The 23099-nt window shown below is 39.5% G+C and carries 22 protein-coding genes and 1 other RNA gene; 17 read left to right on the forward strand and 6 right to left on the reverse strand.

Annotation, left to right across the window (positions count from 1 at the left end; translation table 11 throughout):
• Positions 1-414: 414 nt before the first annotated feature.
• The 14 genes from FCL54_RS21700 (at position 415) to FCL54_RS21765 (ending at position 13715) form a co-directional block, all read left to right on the forward strand.
• On the forward strand, positions 415-927 hold the full coding sequence (locus FCL54_RS21700) for a CotD family spore coat protein (protein WP_246055406.1): 513 nt from the start codon (positions 415-417) through the stop codon (positions 925-927).
• 141 nt (positions 928-1068) lie between these two features.
• Entirely contained in the window at positions 1069-1644 is a 576-nt protein-coding gene (locus FCL54_RS21705) for an SLOG family protein (protein WP_246055408.1), read from the forward strand.
• A gap of 108 nt (positions 1645-1752) precedes the next feature.
• On the forward strand, positions 1753-2061 hold the full coding sequence (gene gpsB / locus FCL54_RS21710; RefSeq protein WP_138129278.1) for a cell division regulator GpsB: 309 nt from the start codon (positions 1753-1755) through the stop codon (positions 2059-2061).
• A 170-nt stretch (positions 2062-2231) separates the two neighbouring features.
• Positions 2232-2621: RNase P RNA component class B (rnpB, locus tag FCL54_RS21715), an RNA gene on the forward strand.
• Positions 2622-2731: 110 nt separating this feature from the next.
• The gene (locus FCL54_RS21720) at positions 2732-3874 is read left to right on the forward strand and encodes a THUMP domain-containing class I SAM-dependent RNA methyltransferase (protein ID WP_138129279.1); all 1143 of its coding nucleotides are present in this window, start codon (positions 2732-2734) and stop codon (positions 3872-3874) included.
• A 437-nt stretch (positions 3875-4311) separates the two neighbouring features.
• On the forward strand, positions 4312-6423 hold the full coding sequence (locus tag FCL54_RS21725; protein WP_138129280.1) for a BglG family transcription antiterminator: 2112 nt from the start codon (positions 4312-4314) through the stop codon (positions 6421-6423).
• A gap of 20 nt (positions 6424-6443) precedes the next feature.
• Positions 6444-6710 carry a PTS sugar transporter subunit IIB gene (locus FCL54_RS21730; RefSeq protein WP_138129281.1) on the forward strand — a complete coding sequence of 89 codons (267 nt, stop codon included), beginning with the start codon at positions 6444-6446 and terminating at the stop codon, positions 6708-6710.
• A gap of 29 nt (positions 6711-6739) precedes the next feature.
• Positions 6740-8107, forward strand: a complete 1368-nt coding sequence (locus FCL54_RS21735) for a PTS ascorbate transporter subunit IIC (protein ID WP_138129282.1) — start codon at positions 6740-6742, stop codon at positions 8105-8107.
• A 203-nt stretch (positions 8108-8310) separates the two neighbouring features.
• Positions 8311-8559, forward strand: a complete 249-nt coding sequence (locus FCL54_RS21740; RefSeq protein WP_138129284.1) for a hypothetical protein — start codon at positions 8311-8313, stop codon at positions 8557-8559.
• A gap of 111 nt (positions 8560-8670) precedes the next feature.
• On the forward strand, positions 8671-9192 hold the full coding sequence (locus FCL54_RS21745) for a CBO0543 family protein (protein WP_138129286.1): 522 nt from the start codon (positions 8671-8673) through the stop codon (positions 9190-9192).
• A 173-nt stretch (positions 9193-9365) separates the two neighbouring features.
• Entirely contained in the window at positions 9366-10151 is a 786-nt protein-coding gene (locus FCL54_RS21750) for a hypothetical protein (protein ID WP_138129288.1), read from the forward strand.
• A 144-nt stretch (positions 10152-10295) separates the two neighbouring features.
• Positions 10296-10895 (forward strand): winged helix-turn-helix domain-containing protein, encoded by a 600-nt coding sequence (locus FCL54_RS21755; protein WP_138129290.1) that lies wholly within the window; start codon positions 10296-10298, stop codon positions 10893-10895.
• A gap of 1 nt (position 10896) precedes the next feature.
• Entirely contained in the window at positions 10897-11748 is an 852-nt protein-coding gene (locus FCL54_RS21760) for an alpha/beta fold hydrolase (protein WP_138129292.1), read from the forward strand.
• A gap of 425 nt (positions 11749-12173) precedes the next feature.
• Complete coding sequence (locus FCL54_RS21765; RefSeq protein WP_138129294.1) at positions 12174-13715, forward strand: ABC-F family ATP-binding cassette domain-containing protein; 1542 nt, start codon at positions 12174-12176, stop codon at positions 13713-13715.
• A 498-nt stretch (positions 13716-14213) separates the two neighbouring features.
• On the opposite strand, the gene FCL54_RS21770 is transcribed toward FCL54_RS21765, so the two are convergent.
• Together FCL54_RS21770 and yppF are read right to left on the reverse strand one after the other, a co-directional pair.
• The gene (locus tag FCL54_RS21770; protein WP_138129296.1) at positions 14214-14513 is read right to left on the reverse strand and encodes a hypothetical protein; all 300 of its coding nucleotides are present in this window, start codon (positions 14511-14513) and stop codon (positions 14214-14216) included.
• Between the two features lie 236 nt (positions 14514-14749).
• Positions 14750-14965, reverse strand: a complete 216-nt coding sequence (gene yppF / locus FCL54_RS21775) for a YppF family protein (RefSeq protein WP_171016967.1) — start codon at positions 14963-14965, stop codon at positions 14750-14752.
• Positions 14966-15380: 415 nt separating this feature from the next.
• Here yppF and FCL54_RS21780 point away from each other — a divergent pair, with 415 nt between their 5' ends.
• Positions 15381-16910: a carboxypeptidase M32 gene (locus tag FCL54_RS21780; protein ID WP_138129315.1), complete on the forward strand. Its 1530-nt coding sequence runs from the start codon at positions 15381-15383 to the stop codon at positions 16908-16910.
• Positions 16911-17011: 101 nt separating this feature from the next.
• Here the strand turns inward: FCL54_RS21780 and FCL54_RS21785 are convergent, their stop codons facing one another.
• Genes FCL54_RS21785 through FCL54_RS21795 form a run of 3 tightly spaced genes read right to left on the reverse strand, consistent with a single transcriptional unit; the run spans position 17012 to position 20746 of the window.
• On the reverse strand, positions 17012-18130 hold the full coding sequence (locus FCL54_RS21785; protein WP_138129300.1) for a Ger(x)C family spore germination protein: 1119 nt from the start codon (positions 18128-18130) through the stop codon (positions 17012-17014).
• Positions 18127-19227 carry a GerAB/ArcD/ProY family transporter gene (locus tag FCL54_RS21790; RefSeq protein ID WP_138129302.1) on the reverse strand — a complete coding sequence of 367 codons (1101 nt, stop codon included), beginning with the start codon at positions 19225-19227 and terminating at the stop codon, positions 18127-18129. Before FCL54_RS21790 ends, FCL54_RS21785 begins: the two co-directional genes overlap by 4 nt.
• Positions 19208-20746, reverse strand: coding sequence for a spore germination protein (locus FCL54_RS21795; RefSeq protein WP_138129304.1), 1539 nt, complete (start codon positions 20744-20746; stop codon positions 19208-19210). Before FCL54_RS21795 ends, FCL54_RS21790 begins: the two co-directional genes overlap by 20 nt.
• Before the next feature lie 217 nt (positions 20747-20963).
• On the opposite strand from FCL54_RS21795, the gene FCL54_RS21800 reads away from it, so the two are divergent.
• The gene (locus FCL54_RS21800) at positions 20964-21641 is read left to right on the forward strand and encodes a hypothetical protein (protein ID WP_138129306.1); all 678 of its coding nucleotides are present in this window, start codon (positions 20964-20966) and stop codon (positions 21639-21641) included.
• A gap of 44 nt (positions 21642-21685) precedes the next feature.
• On the opposite strand, the gene FCL54_RS21805 is transcribed toward FCL54_RS21800, so the two are convergent.
• Positions 21686-22204: a DUF3221 domain-containing protein gene (locus FCL54_RS21805; RefSeq protein WP_138129308.1), complete on the reverse strand. Its 519-nt coding sequence runs from the start codon at positions 22202-22204 to the stop codon at positions 21686-21688.
• Between the two features lie 191 nt (positions 22205-22395).
• On the opposite strand from FCL54_RS21805, the gene FCL54_RS21810 reads away from it, so the two are divergent.
• Positions 22396-23037, forward strand: a complete 642-nt coding sequence (locus FCL54_RS21810) for a UDP-N-acetylglucosamine 1-carboxyvinyltransferase (protein WP_138129310.1) — start codon at positions 22396-22398, stop codon at positions 23035-23037.
• Positions 23038-23099 lie beyond the last annotated feature (62 nt).

The raw sequence follows: 23099 nt of genomic DNA on the forward strand, positions 1-23099 counted from the left end.
ATTGTCGTTATTTTCCAGTAGCTTTTCTAAAAAATTTTTAAAATAAAATTGAATTTGTTTAAAAAGCCAATGAATCGGTAATACGAGTGTTAAAGATTCTTTGTTAAAGAATCTTTATTTTGGGTAATGGAGAGATGGAAGTTGAAAAACGTGATTGTGGTTATGTTTTTTCTTGTCATTGTGCTTACTTTGTTTATTATGAGTGAGATCAGTGATTCAACACTGGCAATTCCAACCGTTTTTTAAGTTTTAGAAAGCAGTCCGGGAATCTCCGGGCTGTTTTATTGTTAATCTACACGCCCATATGTTCTAAAATAGGTATTTACCCCCTCTAAAATAGGTATCTATCTTAGTACATGTACCATCGTCTAATCATAGGCTATTAGTGAATAAACACATAAGGGGGAAATATTCATGAGAAACAGTAACATGGGACCTAATTCAAATATGGGTCCAAATGCAAACATGGGTCCTCAGGTAAGCCCTGCCATGGCAGGGAAAGATATGATGCCGACTGCTGTAAGTCCGGCGAGCATGGGGCCTGGACCCGGAACGATCGGACCGATCATGCACCCGGTCAAAGAGTGTGTAAAACACCATTTTTGTAAAACAAACGTTCAACACGTTCATCCGACGCATATCAAAAACGTTTATCATCACCTGTATGAGCATTATCATAACTATCCTTTGACACAATCAAATGTGGTTGAATCGGCAAACGTGCATCATTATCCGCCGCCAAGACCAACAGGGGCTATGCCGATGGGACCATCTGCTGTTAGTCCTGCATCAATGGGCCCCGGCGGAATGGGTCCCGGCGGGATGGGGCCAGGACCAGGTCCGATGGGTCCAACAGGAGTAAGCCCGTATGGCAATATGGGACCGATGGAATCACCGATGGGACCAGTCGGCGGAGCGATGAAATAGGGTAGTAAGAGCGAACTGATGCAAGCCGTCAGTTCGTTTTTTATTATGAAGAACAGTTGCCAGGCACCTTTCATTTTTGCGAATGGAGTGAAACAGCGTTATGCTAGAAATAGAACAAGTTGAAGAATAGGAGTGTATGTATTGGGAAAAGTCTTGCTTGTCACAGGGTACAAGGCCCATGAACTTGGAATCTTCAACGATTCTCATCCAGGGCTTCCAATTATCAAATGGGTACTGAAAAACCAGATGCAGCAGCTGATCGATGAAAAAGACATCGAATGGATATTGATCAGCGGACAGACTGGCGTCGAACTGTGGGCCGGGGAAATCGTCGGTGAGCTTCGTCTCGATTATCCTGAACTAAAGCTAGCGGTACTTACCCCATTTCTCGAGCAGGAGGAAAATTGGAAAGAAGAGACACAGGAATATTATCAGATGATTTTAGGAGAAGCGGATTTTGTAGAGAGTATTACAAATCGAAAATATGAAAATCCGGGACAGTTGAAGGCGAAAAATCAGTTTTTAGTTCAAAAGAGCGATAGCATGCTCGTGTTATTTGATGAGGATACTCCCGGGTCACCGTTATTTTATATAAATGAAGCAAAGAAAAGGGAACAGAACGACACAAACTATGATATCATCATGATTACACCGACAGATTTGGACATGGCGGCACAAGAAATCAGGGAATCAAATCCTGATTACTGGACACAGTGACAGAAAAAATGAAAAGTTTCGAAGCGTGTCAGAAGATTTAAATTGACAATACAGGGGTCTTTTGGAAAAATAAGAACAAAGGATTTCCGTACATATTGAGGTGAAAACATGGTGACAGATCAATCGATGCAATTGACGGCAAAAGAAATACTTGAAAAGGATTTTAAATCAGGATTCCGTGGTTATGATCAGGATGAAGTGGATAAGTTTTTAGACATGATCATTAAGGATTACGAGCGTTTTGAAAAAGAACTTGAAAAAATGAAACAGGAAAACGGCCGTTTACGAAGAGAAATCGAAAGGCTATCTGAACAGCAAAAGAAACAACAAACACAGCCAGGAAATACGAATTACGATATTTTAAAAAGATTATCCAATCTTGAAAAGCATGTGTTTGGAAGCAAGTTATACGAATAAAAGTGGAAAAATCACCCTCAAGCGGTGGTTTTTTCTGCGCACTTGAAAAATTTCACGTACTGTATTATAATTAGTAATGAAGTTGATATCATTATTTTCTACAAAAGTGATTTGATTTATATCACATAGCATAGTATAATAAACCTTGCTGTCCTTTAAAAAGGTGAATAGCGCTCGGGTAATCGCTGCATCGTTTGATGTAGAGGAAAGTCCATGCTCGCACGGTCTGAGATGATCGTAGTGTTCGTGCCTGGCCAAAAAATAAGCCAGGGTAGTCCGGTTTCGACTGGATTAACGGCGAGGAAAATACCTACGTCTTCGGATATGGTATGACTACTCTGAAAAGTGCCACAGTGACGGAGTCCTGTTGGAAACAGCAGGAGTGGAACGAGGTAAACCCCGCGAGCGAGAAACCCAAACAATGGTAGGGGAGCTTTCTCGAAGGAACTGAACGGAGAGAAGGGCAGATGTTTGGACACATCTGGAGATAGATGATTACCGCCGGAGTACGAGGATAATAACCGTTTGCAGTACGATGGAACAGAACATGGCTTATAGAGCGCTTTGACCGAATTAATAAGAAAAGCCCATTAAAGGGCTTTTTTTGTTTATACTAAAGATGGGAAACAAGTGAGAAGATACATAAATGGAAAGTAATAGGAGCGATATTATGGGAAAGTATACGTTGATCGCAACAGCGGCAATGGGGTTGGAATCTCTTGTTGCACGTGAGGTTAGAGAGCTTGGATTTGAAAACGTTACAGTTGAAAACGGGAAAGTTACATATGAAAGTGACGAACTTGGGATTTGCCGTTCAAATTATTGGCTTAGAACTGCAGACAGAGTGAAGCTGAAAGTCGCGGAGTTTAAAGCAACTAGCTTTGAACAATTATTTGAACAAACGAAAGCATTGCCATGGGCAGACTTTCTGCCGGAAAATGCAGAATTCCCGGTTATCGGAAAATCAGTTAAGTCTCAGCTTTACAGTGTCCCGGACTGCCAGGCGATTGTAAAGAAAGCGGTAGTGGAGAGCCTAAAGGAAAAATATAATGTGTCATGGTTCGATGAAGATGGCCCGTTATACCGGATTGAAATAGCTATCCATAAAGATAATGCAGTTATTTCGATTGATACAAGTGGATCCGGTCTGCATAAACGCGGCTACAGGTATCTGCATTCGGCAGCACCGCTTAAAGAAACGATGGCCGCTGCTATGATAATGCTTACAAACTGGAATGCAAACAAACCGTTCATCGATCCATTTTGCGGGTCAGGTACATTGCCGATAGAAGCTGCTATGATCGGACAAAATATTGCTCCTGGCTTTAACAGGAATTTTGTTTCTGAAGACTGGGAGTGGATCGGGAAGAAAAAATGGGAAGAAGCGATGATCGAGACAGAAGATCTCGCGAAATACGACCAGCCACTTGAAATAATGGGATCGGATATAGACCATAAAATGGTAGAGCTTTCAAAAAATAACTCGATGGAAGCTGGATTCGGTGATATGCTTTCTTTCAAACAGATGCAGGTAACCGATCTGAATCCAAAACAAAAGTACGGCGTTTTAATCGGAAATCCGCCATACGGTGAGCGTCTCGGGGAAAAGGCAGAAGTAGAAGAAATGTACCGAAAGATGGGAGAAGCATTCAGGCACCGCCTTGATACATGGTCTGTATATATCCTAACCTCCCACCCGAAATTCCAGGAACTATACGGCAAAAAAGCAACGAAAAACCGTAAGCTATACAACGGCGACATCAAAACACACTTTTACCAGTATTTTGGTCCGAGGCCGCCAAAGCATCAATAAAGATAGTCTACATGGACAGGGGTTTGCAAAGAATCCCCTGTCTTTTTTATGGCTTTTATTTATATTAAAGTACGTTCTATACCAAAATAGAGACAACGTTCATCTTTATTCACCATATAAAATGAAATTCATTTCTGTTCGAGAAAAGCGATTCGGCAATTATTGGCCAAATTATGAAATTCTTCATTTGCTCACAGATATCGTTCTACACCAGGTATGATTAATTGAAAAATAAAACACTTAAAACTCACTTAGAATTAGCACCTTAACCATGAGTTCATTTTTGCAAAAATAACCCTTACAAACTCTGCACACTGAAACCCCTTACAAAACTGATAAAAAGCCGTTATACTAAGGACATACGGTGATCATCGAATTTACAACAGTATAAATTTGCAAAAAATACCAGGTGATAAAACTGAATAAGGGGGATCCCCATGGTATTGGATAAAAGACGTGCACACTTATTATCCATCATTCAACAATCTTCTAATCCTATTCCAACTAAAGATCTGGTTGCAAAAATGAATGTGTCACAACGCACAATTTATTATGATCTCGATCAGATTAATAGTTGGTTAAAGGAACAGAATTTAGAGCCGATTGAAAACAAGCATGGCGAAGGGCTTTATCTGCCCGATACATCAAAGTCCGAATTGATCCTGCAAAAGGATGAGGGTTTTGATGATTGGCAGTACCAGTTATCTAAGCAAGAACGAGAAGTGCTCATTAAAGCAAAAATATTATTAGAAGAGCAGGATGCCTCGATGCAAAACTTCATGGATCTTACGGATATGAGTCGAGGAACGGTCGCAAAGGTTCTAAAGATAGTTAAAGACGAGTTCAGGCAAGCAGGTTTAAAGTTGTACTATCAGAAAGGATCGGGTTACCGATTAAGTGGTCCAGAGGAAGCAAAAAGAAAGGTGCTTTCAAATATCCTTGCAACCATTTTCTCCCATCCTGAGTGGCAGAACGTCCGGAATAAGGTACACCAAATGATCGAGCCAGGAACCGAATCCTCGTCACAGGAGACGGATCAACGGCTGATAGTGAGAAATCTGATTTTTGAGGCTGAACAAAAATTAGGACTGACTTTGACTGATGAAATGGTGGAAATACTTTCTTTACAGATTTTAATGATCATGAAGCGAATACAGTTACAGAAATATATCGTGGTTGAATCCGAAGAAAAGAAGGTACTCCAGCAAACAGACGCTTATCAGGCAACTCTGCTTATTACAAATAAACTTAAGGATTTATGGGAGGTTTCCTTTCCGGACGATGAGATTTGCTTCATCACTATGAAACTCCTGGGTTCCAAAGTCCAGCACGATGACTTTAGCCGTTATACAGAACGTGAACTTTCCGGACTCCGGGATGTCGTTCATAGGATGATTTCTGACTTTCAATTGTATTCTTGTGTAGTGTTTGATGATAAGAAGGGGCTTGAAGAAAATCTTATATCTCACATTAAGCCTACTTTTTACCGCCTTAAATATGGAGTGAAAATTGCTAATGATTTAGCTTCAAGTATTCAAGAGAATTATCAGGATATTTTTCATTTAACGAAACGGGTGATGGAGCACTTAGAGCATTATATTGGAGAATCGATTCCCGATGAAGAGGTTGCCTATATCACCCTGCACTTTGGTGGATGGCTTACAAAAGAGAAAAAACAGGTCGAAACAAAATACAGAGCAATCATAGTTTGTGAAAATGGGATCGGAACTTCCTACATGTTACGCACCCAACTTGAAAACCTGATCGCTGGTTTGAATGTTATCAACACAATGTCCATCAGGGAGTACCAATCCATCGAACCAAACGCTGATGTTGTCTTTTCAACCAACTATATTAAGGCAAAAGACATCCCTGTTATCCATGTTCCAGCGATTTTGACTAATGTTGAAAAGGAACAGATAATACGGCGGATGAATGAGCTTTTTAAAACGAAGCAAATAGAGAAGGATTCGATCGACATGGTGATGGATGTAATTGAACAATATGCGACAATCCATCAAAAAGACGAATTGAAAAGAGAATTAGTTCATCTTTTAGAAAAAAATACTTCGATGTTAAAGGAGTTACGAAAACCTATGCTCAATGAATTATTAACGGAACAAACGATACAATTCAAAGATTATGTATCCAGTTGGGAAACGGCCATCGAAACGGCTGCCCAGCCCCTGATCGAACAGCAATCGATTCAGCCCCAGTATATTCAAGCGATGATCGATAATGTCAATGAACTGGGACCTTATATTGTTATTGCTCCAGGAATCGCGATTCCCCATGCGCGTCCTGAAGCTGGAGTCGAAAAACTGGGAATGAGCTTCTTACGATTAAAAGAACCTGTTTATTTTTCAGACAAGGACAAACATAGGGTCCAATTAGTCATCATACTGGCGGCAATTGATAATCAAACCCATCTAAAAGCATTAGCTCAGCTCACTGAAATGTTATCAGTGGAAGAAAATGTCGAGCGTTTAATTTCAGCGAGTGACCCTGAGAGTGTGATTGAATTGGTCAACAAAACAGTAGAAGTTTAAAAAATGAGGAGGAATTGGAAATGAAGAAAATATTAGTTGTATGTGGAAATGGTTTGGGAAGCAGCATGATTGTCGAAATGAACGTGAAAGCCGCATTGAAAGAAATGGGTAAAGAGGGCGATGTCTCCCACACAGACTTAACCACTGCAAAGACAGAACAAGCAGATATCTTCTTAGGTTCGGAGGACATTGTAGGAAGCCTTGAAGATGGAAATAAAAATGTAGTAAAACTGAAAAATTTGATGGATAAAAATGAGCTGCGTGAAGCGTTAGAAAAGAATATGTAACCCAACTAAAATACAAAGGAGAGTTACACATGATTGATTTAATAATGAAGGATATATTAGGAACCCCTGCTATACTCGTTGGTTTATTCGCCCTAATCGGGCTCCTTGTGCAACGTAAAAATTCCGGGGATGTTATTTCAGGAACACTTAAAACAGTAATGGGATTCGTGATTCTTGGGGCCGGAGCGAATGTACTCGTCCAGTCCCTGGGCCAGTTCAGCAGCATGTTCAATGAAGCCTTTGCCGTTGACGGGGTAATCCCAAACAATGAAGCCATCGTTGCCCTTGCCCAGGAGAGCTTCGGTACAGAGACGGCAATGATTATGCTGTTCGGTATGGTTGTCAATATTCTCCTCGCCCGCTTCACCCCTTTTAAATATATCTTTCTAACTGGTCACCATACGATGTTCATGGCCTGTTTAATCGCTGTTATTTTAACCACAGGCGGATTTTCCGGGTTGCAACTGGTGATTCTAGGATCGATTATTCTTGGTGCTTTGATGGTGTTATCTCCTGCAATGTTACAGCCATTTACTCGTAAAATAACTGGTTCTGACGAATTTGCTATCGGGCACTTCGGTTCTTTCGGCTATTTCGTTTCTGCTTTAGTAGGAAGAGCAGTAGGAAAAGGTTCTAAATCAACCGAAGAAATTAAAGTTCCTAAATCCCTCAGCTTTCTTAGAGACACTTCTGTTTCGGTGTCCTTAACGATGGCGCTCCTCTTCTTTGTTGTTGCGGGCGCTGCAGGACCTGCCTTCGTTGAAGGAGAACTAAGCGGCGGCCAAAACTTTCTCGTTTTCGCCTTTATGCAAGGGCTTACATTCGCTGCTGGTGTCTACATTATTTTAGCCGGAGTACGAATGTTGCTTGGTGAAATCGTACCTGCCTTTAAAGGGATTGCAGATAAAATTGTTCCAAATGCGAAACCGGCACTTGACTGCCCTGCTATATTCCCGTTCGCAGGAAACGCTGTGATCATCGGATTCTTTTTCAGCTTCATCGCCGGGCTGGTCAGTATGCTATTCCTGCCTTTATTGGGATTAAAAGTGATTGTTCCAGGCCTGGTCCCTCACTTCTTCACGGGTGCAGCCGCCGGAGTCTTCGGGAACGCAACAGGAGGGAGAAAAGGAGCGATAATCGGTTCTATGGCGAATGGGGTAATCATCAGCTTCTTGCCAGCCCTGCTGCTTCCTGTTCTAGGTTCACTCGGATTCCAGGGGACCACATTCGGAGATGCCGACTTCGGAGTTGTGGGCATCCTACTCGGTAACATGATCCGATTTGTTGAATCGAATAGTGTTGTTTTTGCAGCCGTTTTAATCATCCTGGCTATCCTGTTCTTCCTTGGCTCTAGTCCAAAAAAAGATGATGACAATGAAAAACCAGATGTAGCTTAATGATATTTGACGAAATCCCTTCCTGGTACCAGGAAGGGATTTTGTGACTGAAAAGCCCGTATTTCTTTTTAGAATCTAAATGAACCGGCACTTACCCTTTCCCAATAAAATACAAGGACATCATAAATTAGAGGTTTAATTTGGATGAAATTGTTGAATACATTACTAAAAGAGTAAAATAGTAGCAGGAAGGAGTTATGTTTGTGAGCTGGGATCACGGAGATTTTTCAAAACAGCACAATGCATCAGCAGCTTCGTATACCATTCATCGGAACGGAGCAATCGATATTAATCAAGGGAAAGGGCCAGAAACTAAAATAGGTGTCCAGCCCTGGGGAATGTATAAATTGATAAAAGAATGGTTGGACAGCGGTCATCCATTAACGAGAGCACAAAAAGATGAACTGATCGAATTGCTTCATAAAGAACCGGCTGACTTTCTAGTCGAATAAAACAAACTGCAGGCATCCAAACGGGTGCTTTTTAACTTTACTTTAATAAAAGCAAGATAATTTTATAACAGATGCAAAGAATAAGAGTAGGACATTTAAAGGGAGATTTTTATGCATACTGTTTTTTTTGTCTTATATATTCTTGCATCGATCATATGGGGAGACTGGAAAAACTGGAAGGAATATTATTCCACCTTTTTATTCTTTGTTATCGGAGACCTTCTTTACCAATTTCTCCTTTATAACCATACTATGTGGTTCTTTCACATTTCTTTTGACGAAGAATATTTGAAGAACCATACAATGATCGCACTTGCTAAGATGGTTGTACAGTATTCCACTACAACCGTTATTTTCCTTGGAAATTATCCTAAAAGTATTATCAAGCAATTTTTATGGATTTCACTGTGGGTGGCTGTTTTTGCCAGTTCTGAATATTTATCGCTCACGTTTTGGGGAGGGATCTCCCATCACCATGGCTGGACTATGGGATGGTCTATCCTTTTTGACTATGTAATGTTTACGTTGATCCGTATCCATTTTTCTCATCCCCTCGTTGCCTGGGGTCTATCGCTGATATTTATCATAGTGTTGTGGCATGCATTTGACCTAAACCTGGATCTTTTAAAATAAGGAAGGAGAAAGCGCGGAAACGCACAAAAACCTGGAAGAAAAACGAAAGGTATGAGTGAAATATTTTTAAAATGGGGAAGTGCTTTTCATACAAAATGCTCATTGTCCTTTTGGAAGGAATCCATATAATTAAAAGGGTTATGAACAATTGCACGTCGAGAGGAGAGAGAAGCATGTTAGCTTCTTTGAAGAATTATTTAAATACACTTGATCAGCCGATGGCATCAACATCTACAAAGGGTAAAGTGAAAGTGGGCTTCGGTCTTGTTGGCATTATGGCTCTTATCATTTTAATTGCTTTTTCTGCATTTATTTTTCGTTTATTTATCACCTGTTTTGTTCTTGGTACCGCGCTTGTGCTATATAAAAAGATATCGGAAATAGAAAGAAAGCTTTCGCATATTAATACGCATTCTGAACAAACTTTACAAAAAGAAGATGAGGTTAAAGAAATTGCATTTTCCCGGGAAGGTGATTTGGAAGAAAATCAACAAACTGCAGAAAAGGAAAAAGCGCTTGAGAAAATAAATATGGATAAAACGTTAATCTACCAGGAGCTTTTTACAAAAGCAAAATTAAATGAGATGGAGAAAACGGAATACCTTAAGAAAATCGAACAAAAAGACTCAGAGATGACAAAAATAAAGCAGGATTTACTGCTATTAAAAGAAAAAATACAGCAGGCAGTTATCGATAAGAAGAGCCTCTTTATGAAAGAGACACCTAATATGAAAAAACTGGTTGACCTGCTTGGGCCAGACTTTGTAGAGAAAAGCTCTTTTGCTAAATTAAATGAAAAAATGGAGACCGTTCGTCCCAAACTTAAGGAAGAAAAAATAGAGGCGCTTAAAGAAACAGGATATGTTGATGAACAGTTTCACTTAACGAGACTGGGATATAAAGAGTTGACCAGGGCTGTGAAAAAACAACAATCGAAGAAATGGCAAGAAGCAAAATAAGGCATCCGTTCAGGGTGCCTTATTTCTTATCCTCAGCAAAGAGTTTTTCAAAATTGACAAATTTATGACTGGCGGGAGAACGCCAATTGAATTATAATAAAATAAAATTTTATCGATAAAAAATTTTTTATCAAAGGAGGGAATATGGAGTTCAAACAGCTTGATACGTATGAAGTGAATTCTTTTGAAGAAATGAAAGTGATGTCCAATCCTGTTCGTTTAACTATTTTAAATTTATTTAGTGACCGCCAGCCGAGAACCAATAAACAAATTGCAGTCGAACTCGAAAGCCATCCTGCTAATATGCACTATCATGTAAAGGAACTTGCAAGAGTGGGTTTATTAAAGCTTGTTGATAAAAAGGAAGTGAAAGGAATAACGGAAAAATACTATTTGCCTGTTGCAAAAAACATCAAGCTAAGTTGGAATAAGGAAAATGACAACAAAAAAACCAGAATAGCCAAGAAACAATTAAGAAATGCCATTTCCGAACTTTACTTAAATGATTATTGGAAAGCTAACCAGCGATTTGCTGGCACTAACTCTAAAAACCTTAAGGATATAAAAGAAAAGATTGTGGACGGAGCAATGACCCTACACTTGACCGACGAGGAATCTGAAGAGCTTGTGAAGGAGCTGGTAGCTCTGCAAAAAAAATGGATGGAGAGAGGAAAGGAAAGGGACGGAACAAAAGAGTGGAAAGTATTTTGGACACGGTTTCCATCAGAAAAAGGGGAGAATTAAAATGGAGAAATGGGATCAGCAAATAGTTAAGACAGACCGCGGGTGTTTTGAAATTTTCACAAAGGGGAAAGGCGATCCGGTTTGCGTCAGCCACCATTATTCCCAATTTAACGCGAGTGGAGACCATTTTGCAGGGCAGTTCTTACCAGGCTATAAAGTTTATCTTGTGAATTTGAAAGGTGCAGGAAACAGTGATGCCGAGGAGGATGAACATGAACTAAGCATGGTTGAAGCGGTTAAAGATCTAGAAGCAGTCCGTGAATCGCTAAAAATAAGGAAGTGGACATTCGCTGGTCACTCTACAGGTGGAATGATCGGTATTCTTTACGGGATCATGGCCTCAAGCTCATTGAACGCCCTTATTATTGTTAGTGCCGCATCCTCTCAGTACGCCGAATCTCCGAGGTGTATTTATAATCCGGACCATCCTAATTTTCAAAAAATGCAGGACCTGTTCGAAGAATTAAAGCAGCCCGGACTGGCAGTGGAAAAGAAAAAGGAGATTGCATCCGGAAGAATGAAGCTGCAGCTATATAAACCCGAGAACTATCAGCAATACATTTCGCCTTCAGTGAATAAAAACCTATCCTCAAAACGCTTAAATTACTTTTCTATATATGAGTATGGGGAATTTGACCTGACTGACAGGCTTTCAGAAATAAAAGTTCCTACACTGGTTATTTGCGGAAAACATGATGTAGCATGCCCTGCTCCTTATTCGGAAGAAATAAATCAGGGAGTTCAAGGGTCTGTTCTAAAACTGTTTAAAGAGAGCAACCATTATCCGTTTCTAGAAGAAAAGGAGCTTTTTAAAGAAACTGTCGAAGAATTTTTGGAAACAACCCTGCTCTAAGCGAAGAATCATAATACGACATAAAGAAACTTCCTCTGGGAAATAATGATGATAGGCTTATTCATCAAGTTGATTTGTAAACCTTTACAATTTACAGAATTTAAGATAAGCTAAACTGTGATAGTATAAATTTCGGTAAAAGGAGTGAAAGGATAGAGATGTCTACTTCCGCTGTTTTTCAATTGGTGCAAGCTTGAGAAGGGTGAAGTATGCCCATTTTTAGCAACCAATCGTAAAACATCGGATAAAACACCTACCTTTTTATACCTGTAATGGACTGTAAAAATTCCATTTATTTAGAGGCAGGGCGTTTTACGTCCTGTTTTTTTGTGTCTTTTTCTTTGACTTGAAGAAGTAAAAGGCGGTGCTCTCCTTGTTTTGCGGTTGGAAAATGTATTCTATTTTCATAATAAGGAGAATTTACAATGAGTATTTTAAACGTGAACAATTTAAGCCAGATGTTTGGAGATAAAACCGTATTTCGCTCAATCGATTTCAGGTTGTTAAAAGGGGAGCATGTTGGCCTCGTAGGTCCTAACGGAGCAGGGAAATCCACTTTATTAAAAGTGCTTACAGGTGAGGTAATTCCCGGTCAAGGTACAGTGGAATGGTTTCCGCACATCCAAAAAGGATATCTTGAACAGCATATAGATTTGAATGAAGGAACAACCGTAAGGGATTATTTACGGAGTGCTTTTGTCGAATTGTTTGAAAGTGAAAAAGAAATGATCAGTATTTCTTCTAAGATGGGTTCAGCCGGGGGAGAGATCCTTGAGTCCATGCTGGCCCGTTATGCAGATCTCCAGGAAATGCTTGAGGCCAATGATTTTTATTCAACCGATGCAAAGATCGAAGAGGTTGCGTCGGGGCTCGGGATTAATCAGCTTGGATATGAAACAGACGTAAGCAAGCTCAGCGGGGGCCAGCGCACCAAGCTGCTGCTGGCAAAACTATTATTGGAAAAGCCGGATCTTCTTCTGTTGGATGAACCGACAAATTATCTTGACCATCTGCATATCGAATGGTTAAAAGGATATTTACAAAGTTATCCGAATGCCTTCATCCTCATTTCACATGACACCTCTTTCCTTGATCGAGTGGTTAATATTGTCTATCATCTAGAACACCAGACATTAACCCGGTATGTTGGAAACTATCGGCAATTTGAGGAGGCATATAAGCTAAGAAGGCAACAAATCTACCAGGCCTATGCCAAACAACAGGAAGAAATTAAGAAGCTTGAGACATATATTCAAAAAAACAAAGCCAGGGCATCTACAGCAAAACAGGCAAAGAGCCGGGAAAAGAAACTTGAAAAAATCGATCGGATCGATAAACCAGTTTCATCCCCAAGACCCCATTTAGCATTTAACGTTTCGGTTGAGCCGACGAGTGTCATTTTTGAAGCGGAAAATCTTTCCATTGGTTATGAAGAACCTTTATTTCCTCCGGTGGACTTCAAATTGAGAAGAGGAGAGAAAGTCGCGATAACCGGCTATAACGGAATTGGAAAATCGACAACATTAAAAACATTGCTTGGAAAGATAAATGCGCTTGGAGGAAGGATTCACTATGGGCAGAGAGTGCTTCCGGCTTACTTTGAACAGGAGTGGGCAGCAGGGGAGCGGACAGCGATCGAAGAAATTTGGAGTGTATATCCTTTGATGTCACAAAAAGAAATACGCCAGGCATTAGCAAGGTGCGGTTTAAGAAGCGAGCATATTTTCCAGCCGTTAAATGCTTTAAGCGGAGGAGAGCAATCTAAAGTTCGTTTATGCCACCTGATGCTTGCAAAAAGCAATTGGCTCGTTCTTGATGAACCAACGAACCATCTCGACGGAAAATCAAAGGAAGCGTTAAAAGAAGCCCTTGAAACCTATAGAGGTACTGTGATCGTTGTTTCCCATGAGAGTGAGTTTTATGAAAGCTGGATTACCAGCGCATGGGATGTAGAGGAATGGCGGTAAGATACGTTGAGGCTGGGACAAAAGGATTTTAGCCAAAGAAAAATCCGAACTATAAATTCTATTCAGAGTTTAAATCAGTTCGGATTTTTCTTTTGTACCGTTTTCGGAAGTTTTGTTGTCCATTATATCCCGGCTAGTATTATCTTTTAAAGAGATACTGGGGTGCCTCAACCCGCAACGAAAATATACTTCACTTTCCACATGCGGCTGGTGAGCCTCCTCATGCTAACGCACACTGGGTCAAAGTAAATAGATATTGCAACGGAGTTTAGATAAAGGATGATTCGGGAAATAGAAACCTATACGAAACACAGAAATGAATATGGAAGGAATGAGAAACAATGACTTATTGTATACACTGCTGTACGTTGCACTCCAAAGAAAGTAAACAGTGCGAAAATTGTAAAGGAAATGATCTTAAAAGAATTCAAATTTCCATTCAAAACTAACGGTCAATAAAAACCTGAATAAACCAAAGACATGGCGTTCATGTCTTTTTTATATGTCTTTTTTTAGAGGTTTTAATACAGTCCGTTGCAGCGGCGCTCCTCCCATACTTACGTTTCGGTCCATAAAAATATAGGTTTTTCCATCGATTAAAAAGCGGCGGTTACCCATATAAGATACTGTTCTTCCCTGCTTTTCCAATTCAGTTTTAATTGCCGCCACATAATTGCTGTTGAAGTCTACAAAGCGGTTTTCCAAATCAAGTGTTATATTTCCTTTTTGAAAGCCAAGCAGCCAATTGAGCCCCGCCAATCCCACAAGGAAACCTATGATGGTGAAAAGAAAGTTCATCTTCCATTCCTCTCTTTCAATAAAAAGTTGTTTAGTTCATTTACGGAATTTCCTTTTAATGGTTTCGTTTTTTTGAAAATAAAGACGCAATTTCAGCATTGATTTCCACTCCGGGCAGTTCGCTTTCCGCAGCGGTCATCCATCCGTTATGTCGCAGTTCATCTCTAATGTGTATTAAGCAACAAAGTATGCGTAGAGAGCCAAAATAAAAAAAGAGGGAATATCCCTCTCATATGTTAAGCTTTCATCGTTTCTGTTTTTGTTTCATCATTAAAATAATCCGGTTTTTTTGCTCCGCGATCTTGCAATACTCGGAAAAGCGATTGATATTGGGATAGTGTTACTTGACCCGTAAGATAGCTTCTTTGAAGAAAATCGAGCAACTCGTCCGCATTTTCGGGCTGCCTGTTTTTGGTTTCAATAAACTGGCTGATAAGCTTTTCCAGATTCACTAAGAACCCCTCCTGATTATGATGTTTTGCGCTTAACAACAGAATAACATGCATGCTTCGATATTCTTGCTTTTTGAATTTTTTAACTTCCGACAGAAATTTACATAAACCAATAATTTGTCGAATCTTATATCCATGTAATAAAGTATTTAAATTTCACATACCGTATTGATTTAAGAATCCTAAATCAATAAAAAAACCAAGAAACAAGGAAAAGAAAGGTAATAATAGAATAATTAAATGTGCAAGGAATTTTTGTTATTTGAGCAGGCAAACTTTGTAAAGTATGCTGTTATTTGTGTTACATTTAGAAACGGGCAGTATAAAAACAAGTGAAGTATTCTATCGTGTTGAACATCGATCTTTTTGCGATGTTAACTTATGCATAATAAAAACGATTGAAAGGATGAAATTGATGGTAACAAAAACAAACCACGATATTGAAGAAGCATTTTTAAACTATGTAAAAAAAATGACTAGCTTTGAAGAAGCAATTGGATTAATGTTCTGGGACCTTCGGACAGGAGCCCCTAAGAAAGGTGTTGAGCAGCGTTCTGAAGTAATCGGCATGCTTTCCTCGGAAGTGTTCGATATGTCAGTTTCCGGCCAGATGAAAGAATACCTTGATCAGTTATCCAAACCGGGTACCTTTGAAAGCCTGTCGGAGATTACAAAGAAGACCGTAAAAGAATGCAAAAAAGAATACGAACGTAACATTAAGATTCCTGCAGATGAATACAGGGAATACGTGATTCTTAGATCCAAAGCAGAAAGCGTATGGGAAGAAGCAAAAGAAAAATCCGATTTCCAGATGTTCCAGCCATACCTTGAAAAACTAGTAGACTTCAACAAAAAGTTTGTCGAGTACTGGGGATATAAGGATAATAAGTATAATACTTTATTAGACATGTTCGAGCCGGGGGTCACGGTTGAACAAATTGATAAAGTCTTTGCACAGCTCCGCGAGCGAATCGTTCCTCTTGTACAAATGGTTGTTAATGCAGATGACAAGCCGGAGACTGGCTTTTTATTTAAAAACTTCCCTGCTGATAAACAGAGGGATTTCAGCATGTATGTGCTTGGCCAGATGGGCTATGACTTTAATGCGGGGCGATTGGACAAAACCGTACATCCATTTGCTATAGGTCTTAATCCCGGCGATGTTAGGGTTACCACCAAATACGACGAGAAAGATTTCCGTACAGCTGTTTTCGGTACTATCCATGAAGGCGGCCATGCATTGTATGAGCAAAATATTTCAACAGACCTGGTAGGTACACCTCTTGCAACAGGAACTTCAATGGGAATTCACGAGTCCCAGTCATTATTCTGGGAAAACTTTGTTGGCCGTAATGAATCCTTCTGGAAGAAAAACTACGAGGCATTAAAAGAATATGCGGACGGACAGTTTGACGACGTGAACATGGAAGATTTCTACCGTTCTATAAATGTAGCAGGTCCTTCCCTGATTCGAATTGAGGCAGATGAAATGACGTATCCGCTTCATATCATGGTTCGTTATGAAATAGAAAAGGGTCTTATAAATGGTGAAATAGAAGTGAAAGACTTGCCAGACATTTGGAATGAAAAGATGGAAGAGTATCTTGGAATAAGACCTGAGAATGATGCAGAGGGTGTACTTCAGGATGTTCATTGGTCTGGTGGGAGCTTTGGTTACTTCCCTTCTTATGCACTTGGTTACATTTATGCGGCTCAAATTAAAAATGCGATGGATAAAGACATTCCTAACTTTGATGAATTGCTTGAAGAAGGAGACCTGAAACCGGTTAAAAACTGGCTGAACGATAAAATCCATCAATACGGAAAACTAAAAGAACCGATTGAAATTTTAAAGGATGTTACAGGAGAAGGCCTGAATGCTCAATATTTAATCGACTATTTAGAAGAAAAATATAAAAGAGTGTACCGTTTAGAGACTGAGTAAGAGAATTTGAAATCTGGGTGAGAAAGAAAATCCTGTATCAAGAAAGGATGCAGGATTTTCTTTATGGTATATCCTAAATGAATTTCTTTCTGCAAGTTGACTCACTGGATGATCCCACTTCCCAAAATATTAACGTGTATTTTAGGTATTATTGTGATTGTTGGGTAGTCTTTTTCCCAGTCAAGTTGTTTCCAGGTTTCGTTGTGGAAAGCGATAAGGTTTCGTCCGATTCCTAAAGCATCACAGTTCGCTTCCTGTAGTTTAGAAACCACTTCTTTCGCTTCGTTGGTAAATTTTTCTGATAGTTTCTTATCTAGATCTTTAATGGTTGTTTTTTTGGCAAGTGTGTCTAACGGATACTCATTAACAGTTAGGTTGAGCTGTAGACCAATGCTGACTTTTACATTTCTACCTTTTGCTTGAACGTCCAGCTTTCTTTTTGAATTCATTACATTTACAGTGACATAGTTGTTGATATCAGGTTTTTGGCCTTTATTTACTTTTTTTACGAATCGAGCTGTTTTGCCATAGTTATCATCCAAAAGAAGGAAGAGACCTGCTTGTTCATTTGATAATTTGTGTCCGGTATACTTTCTTCCGTGGATTAAGCCTACACCATCTACAGCCACCTCGTTGTCTCTTTTATCCAGTAGTGGGAGAACGAAGTCCCTTCCAGGATCGAACATTAAGGTACAGATTGATTGTATGTTTTCGTGAGGAACTGTGGTATGCTGAACAGCGCTCTCGATTAATTCATACGTATATTCAGAGATCAAGGTTTCCCCTTTTTTACTCATTTTCAGGATATCAGATGCTTTTCCGTTAACTATACCGACCGACGCACTTAAATTGCTCTCTGGTGTCCTGTAAAGAATATCAAATACCGAATAAATATCTTGCTTTGCCAAGTCCTCGCCCAGTAGAAAAATTCGATTCTTTTCTGCTGAAAAAGTTCCAGAAACTTTTTCGTCCATTTTCATTCTTGTTTCCCGAACGGTATCTCCTTCGGCAGTAACAAGTTCATTAACTGGTTTTCCTCCTCCAGAAGGTCCGATCCTTTGAAGTGTGCGGATAGCTGCAGTGGTATGGATCCTTCCATCTTCAGCAAGATCAAATGCAGATCCGTAAACAAGACGTGCATCTTTTAGCAGTTTTTGATCCCAGCATCCAGTCAGAAGAACAATAGATATGGTCAAGAAAATAAGCATTAGTTTTTTCATGCCTGTCCTTCTCCTTCTTTACGTTTTGATAGAAGTGAAACAATTAAAAGCAATAGCGGGAAACCACAGAAAAAGAGGTACGAGAGATTGGTTAAAAAAGATGAAAAACGCTGTAGTTTAAACGGATCTTCTGGAAAAAACGTTAAGATGATATAGCCCAAAATACTAAGCATGTATATAGGGATATTGCTTCGTTTCTTCCTGAACGATTCCATTCCTTTTACTGTTAAATAAAAATAGGTAATCAAAGAGGTTAACACAGAAACGATCCAAATAGATAAAAAAAGCAGGTCATATCTTTCAAGAACCCTGAAATGGAAGGATTTAAGCATATACAACAGTGGTTCAGGCACGATATTCAATTCAGTAGGTGTGAAAAAGATTAAAGTGGTGAAAATCAAAAAGACATAAAGAACTGTTACAAAAACGTTTGCAAGTGTAGCGGTCTTCAAAATCGATTTTTCATCTCCTTCAATAAAAGGATATAAAAATAAAAGAAATTCAAATCCCAGCATGGAGAGTAGTACCTGTTTTGAGCCTTTTAATATGTTACTAATCCCAGCCTCACCGATTGGAAATATGTATCGGAAGTCGACGAGTGAATAAGCGGTTAGCGAAATGGCAATTAACAATACGATGAAAAGAGATACAAACACATAAAATCTTGCGATCACCCGTAACGTTTCGATACAAATGTAGGTGATCAAAAATGTGAAAATTAAATAAAAGACCCATGAAGGAGTATGAGGAAACGCCCACGTTTTAATTATTCTTGTTGCTAAAAGGTTGATTAATAAGAAAATGCCAAAGTAGTAGACCAGGTAAAAAAGTGAGGTTACGGACCCAACCCATTTTCCTAAAACCTTCTGATTGATTTCAAAAATATGCAAACTCGGAAACCTTTTGTTCAAGAACCAGATAAGAAAAATGGAAAGTTGGACGCCAATCCCTGCAATGAATGCAGATATCCAGCCATCTTTTTGGGCCACTTTATGAACGTCAAAAGGAAGGGACAGAACGCCAACTCCTATCTGGGTTTGTACAATAAGAAAGAAAGCCTGTAGCTTTGTAATCGTTTTATTCCGTTTCTTTGTCATTTTTCTTCCACTTCCTAGAAAAACGTTCTCGATTCAGATGCTGCGGCCTGGAATCCAACGGCCTTTTATTCATTTTCCAAATCGGTAGCCTGATGAAGGTGTCTTTTATCCCTTCAGGATTAAACGGTGCAAAGGGAGCGAAGTATGGTGTGCCAAACGATTTTAGTTTACATAAATGCATCAAAATCAAAGTTAAAAAAAATATGATGCCAAAGAACCCCAGCGTAGCAGCCCCTATCATAAGCGGGAAGCTGAGCAATCGGATGGTTGTGCTCATTTCGTTTGAAGGAACGACAAAGGATGATATCGCAGTCAATGCAATGACGATAATCATCGTGTTTGAAACAAGACTCGCCTCGACCACTGCAGTACCGATTACCAAACCTCCAACAACACCTATCGTTTGGGCAATAGAAGGTGGAAGCCTGATCGATGCTTCTCTTAGCAACTCTAATATAATAACCATCATGATCGCCTCAAATAATGGAGGGAAGGGAACATTTTCCAATGAGTTTTTAATTTGAAAAATCAAATCGATCGGAATTACTTCAAAATGAAAGGAAACGATTGAGATATAAATAGCCGGAAGGCCCATAGATATTAAAAAACTTGCCAAACGCACAGTTCGAAAGAATGAACCGATGTACCAGCGGCTGTTATAGTCATCAGGTGACTGGTAAAACGCAAATAAAGTGATAGGTGCAATCAAAACAGTAGGAGAACCCTCCATCACGATTGCGAAGCGGCCTTCTAAAAGGTGACCTCCAGTTCGGTCGGGCCTTTCTGTATTAAGCAGTTGCGGAAAAGGAGAGTAAGGGCTGTCTTCAATATATTCTTCAATGAAGCCTGGAGATTGAATAGAATCAGTGTCGATTGCATTGAGTCTTTTTTCAACTTCTTTGATAATTTCAGGGTTTGCTAAATTGTTTACATACACAAGTGCGACCTTGGTTTGTGTAGCTTTACCGAGTGTAAAGTATTTTATCGTTAGGTTCCGGTTTTCTACCCGTTTCCGAATGAGATAAAGATTTACGAGCATGCTTTCAATAAACCCTTCATGGGAACCACGAATTATTTGCTCACTAACCGGCTGATCAATATTTCGATACTTATTTGCAATGACGGATACTATATAGATGGTTTCGCTGTTTTCACTAATAAGAATACAGTGGCCTTTCATTAATCCAACGATCGCTTCGTTTAAATCGGAAGTATTGATGACTTCAGATGAATTTATGGTTTCAGAAAGTTCACCTGCTTTTGTTCTGTTAATAGGCCTAATAACAAAATTTTGAAGCTTCTCCTGATCAACCAGTGTTCTAAGATATAACAATAAAATTTTTTTCCCATTAAAGGTCAATTCCTTATGGAAAAGATCAGAAGTATGAAAAAGCTGTTCTTCGACAAATCTTTTGTTCTCTTCCATGTTTGTAGATACAGGTTCATGGTTTTCTGGATGAGAAAAATAAGGTCTTGACTTTGTTGTTTTTTTCGATTTTCTTTTTAGTAATTTTCGCATAGGACCACCATCTCCGCCGACCGTTATTTACTTATTATCTTTTGGGATAAACCCTATTTTTATACATTGTTGTAAAAGGCTTAATGGATGACAAAAAGGACCTGAAAAAATACTGCTTTATCAACCTCCCGATTTAATCATGGTAACCTGCTTAAAGATAAGTGCCCGGGGTAAAGATGGTTATAGTGATAAAATCGAGTCAGGAGGATGACTTACAGTGAGCAGTGAGAAACCGCAAAAAACGTTTGGTTTTATTTTGTTATCCGGTGCTTTTCTTACAGTCCTATCAACCGTCATGCATCCGCGAACCACCAATCCGTGGGATGGCAGTCATGCACTGCATGAAATAAACTCCTCTTATACCGCCTGGATGTGGGATCACGTCATCATGATGCTGGCGATGATCCTCTGGCTGATCGGATTATCCAGTTCAGAAATGGAAAGAGGAGAAAAATCAGAGTATGGGCAAAATGCCGGAAGATTGTTTGTAGTGTCACTGGCGATATGGATGATTGTATTATGTGCGGAATTAACCGCTCTTCCTTATTTAGCAAAAGAGGCGGAAGGGAAAGGAGCATCGATTGCATATGCTACCTGGGAAGGTCATTTTGCGTTTGGACTTTTTAGCGGATATATTGCATTAGCATTAACGTGGATCGGAGTATCTTTTTTAAGCAAGCATTTGAAAAGGGATGGAATTTCCAGGAGGTTTTATCTTTTTGGCTGGTATGGAGGATGGGTTGGATTGATCGGTATAATCCTATCGCTTTTATTTCCCGAGCATGCAATCGTAATTTTGCCTGTTACGTCAGGCGTACCGTTTGTATGGACTGGTTTGCTTGGATGGAAGATGATAAAAAAAGAAGGGAAAAAGCAGATAAAGGTTAAGAATTAAATCATATACCCAGTAATAGTGTGAGGGGTGGCACATAGCCATCCCTATTTTATTGCACGATTTAATTCTCTATTCATGTCATCTACAAGGTAGGAGTAATGCTGATTATTTCCGCCTGCAGATGTTATTACGTCTACCTCCCATTTAGCAAGGTTAGGGTTATATTCTATTCTTCGAAAAGAAATGATTCTCTGGTTAAGGTCATTAAGGAAAAGCCTTATCACTGCATCCCGGCTTAACCTGGACCGACCGTCTTTTTCTTTGACCCTTTCGATCTTCTCTGCGTGTGTCCGGGCAGGATATGTCTGTTCGACAGAACCATCATACCAGACCTTAACATGTTCGCCGAGTTGCAATCTGGTCATAAAAGGAAGGTTTACTAGTGTTGCGTCAAACACGTTTGAATCTCTTTCCTCTGAAACAATAAGTGCGCGATTCCCTGTTACTTCAGTCACATATCCCTTAATATCTGGCTCCTTATATACCTCGTTTTTCAAAAATAATATCCCGCTTAGAAATAAAAGCCAGGCGATAAGAAGAAGCGATAAAAATAGATTTTTCATATAAATCACCACCTTGAAAATTCGCTAAAAAAAAATGAAACCCTTTTCTCGTTTTTATCTTCTAATAAGTAACCGTTAAAAATAAAAAAAGCAAAAAGAAGCAAAAAAAGTGGAAATAAAGCATATAAAAGCTTATAAAAGCTTATAATGTAGCTATTATATTGTGAGATAGGAAAGAGGAGTTGATTTCCATGAAAAGATGGATCGAAATACAACCGACTAAAAAGCTTCAAGGAAGCGTGCAAATACCGGGTTCCAAAAATAGTGCGTTAGGATTAATTGCAGCAACGTGTTTGTCGAATGACACTGTTACATTAAAGGGTGTGCCTGATTTACTAGATGTAAGGACGATACAAAGCATCGCGGAAGAAATAGGTTTGCAAATGCGATGGGTTTCAGATAGCAATTTATTTCTAGATCCAACCGAAATAATAAATGCTCAACTGGACCCGATAAAAACTTCAGCTTTTCGGGCTTCCTATTATTTTGTCGGAGCTTTGCTTGCGAAGTATAAAAGAGTTTCGATCGGTTACCCGGGTGGGGATGATTTCGGTTCGCGTCCGATTGATCAGCACATCAAGGGGCTTAAAGCCCTTGGAGCAAAAGTTGAGACGCATAGGGACTACTATGTAGTAAAGGCCGCAGAGCTAAAAGGAACTGAAATTTTTTTTGACGTCATCACTTCCGGAGCAACTATAAATCTTATGCTTGCTGGGACACTAGCGAAAGGCAGAACAATACTTGGAAATGCAGCACGGGATCCTGAAGTTGTGGATGTAGCAAATTTACTGAATAAAATGGGAGCGAAGCATTCCTGTGGGGAAGTAATTTGAGAATTGAACAAAAAAGTGTCCTCTTGGTATAGTACAGGGTGTCAATGCGCGTTGACCCCGAA

It is taken from the genome of Exobacillus caeni (assembly GCF_005747095.1).
GTDB classification, from domain to species: Bacteria; Bacillota; Bacilli; order Bacillales; family Guptibacillaceae; genus Exobacillus; species Exobacillus caeni.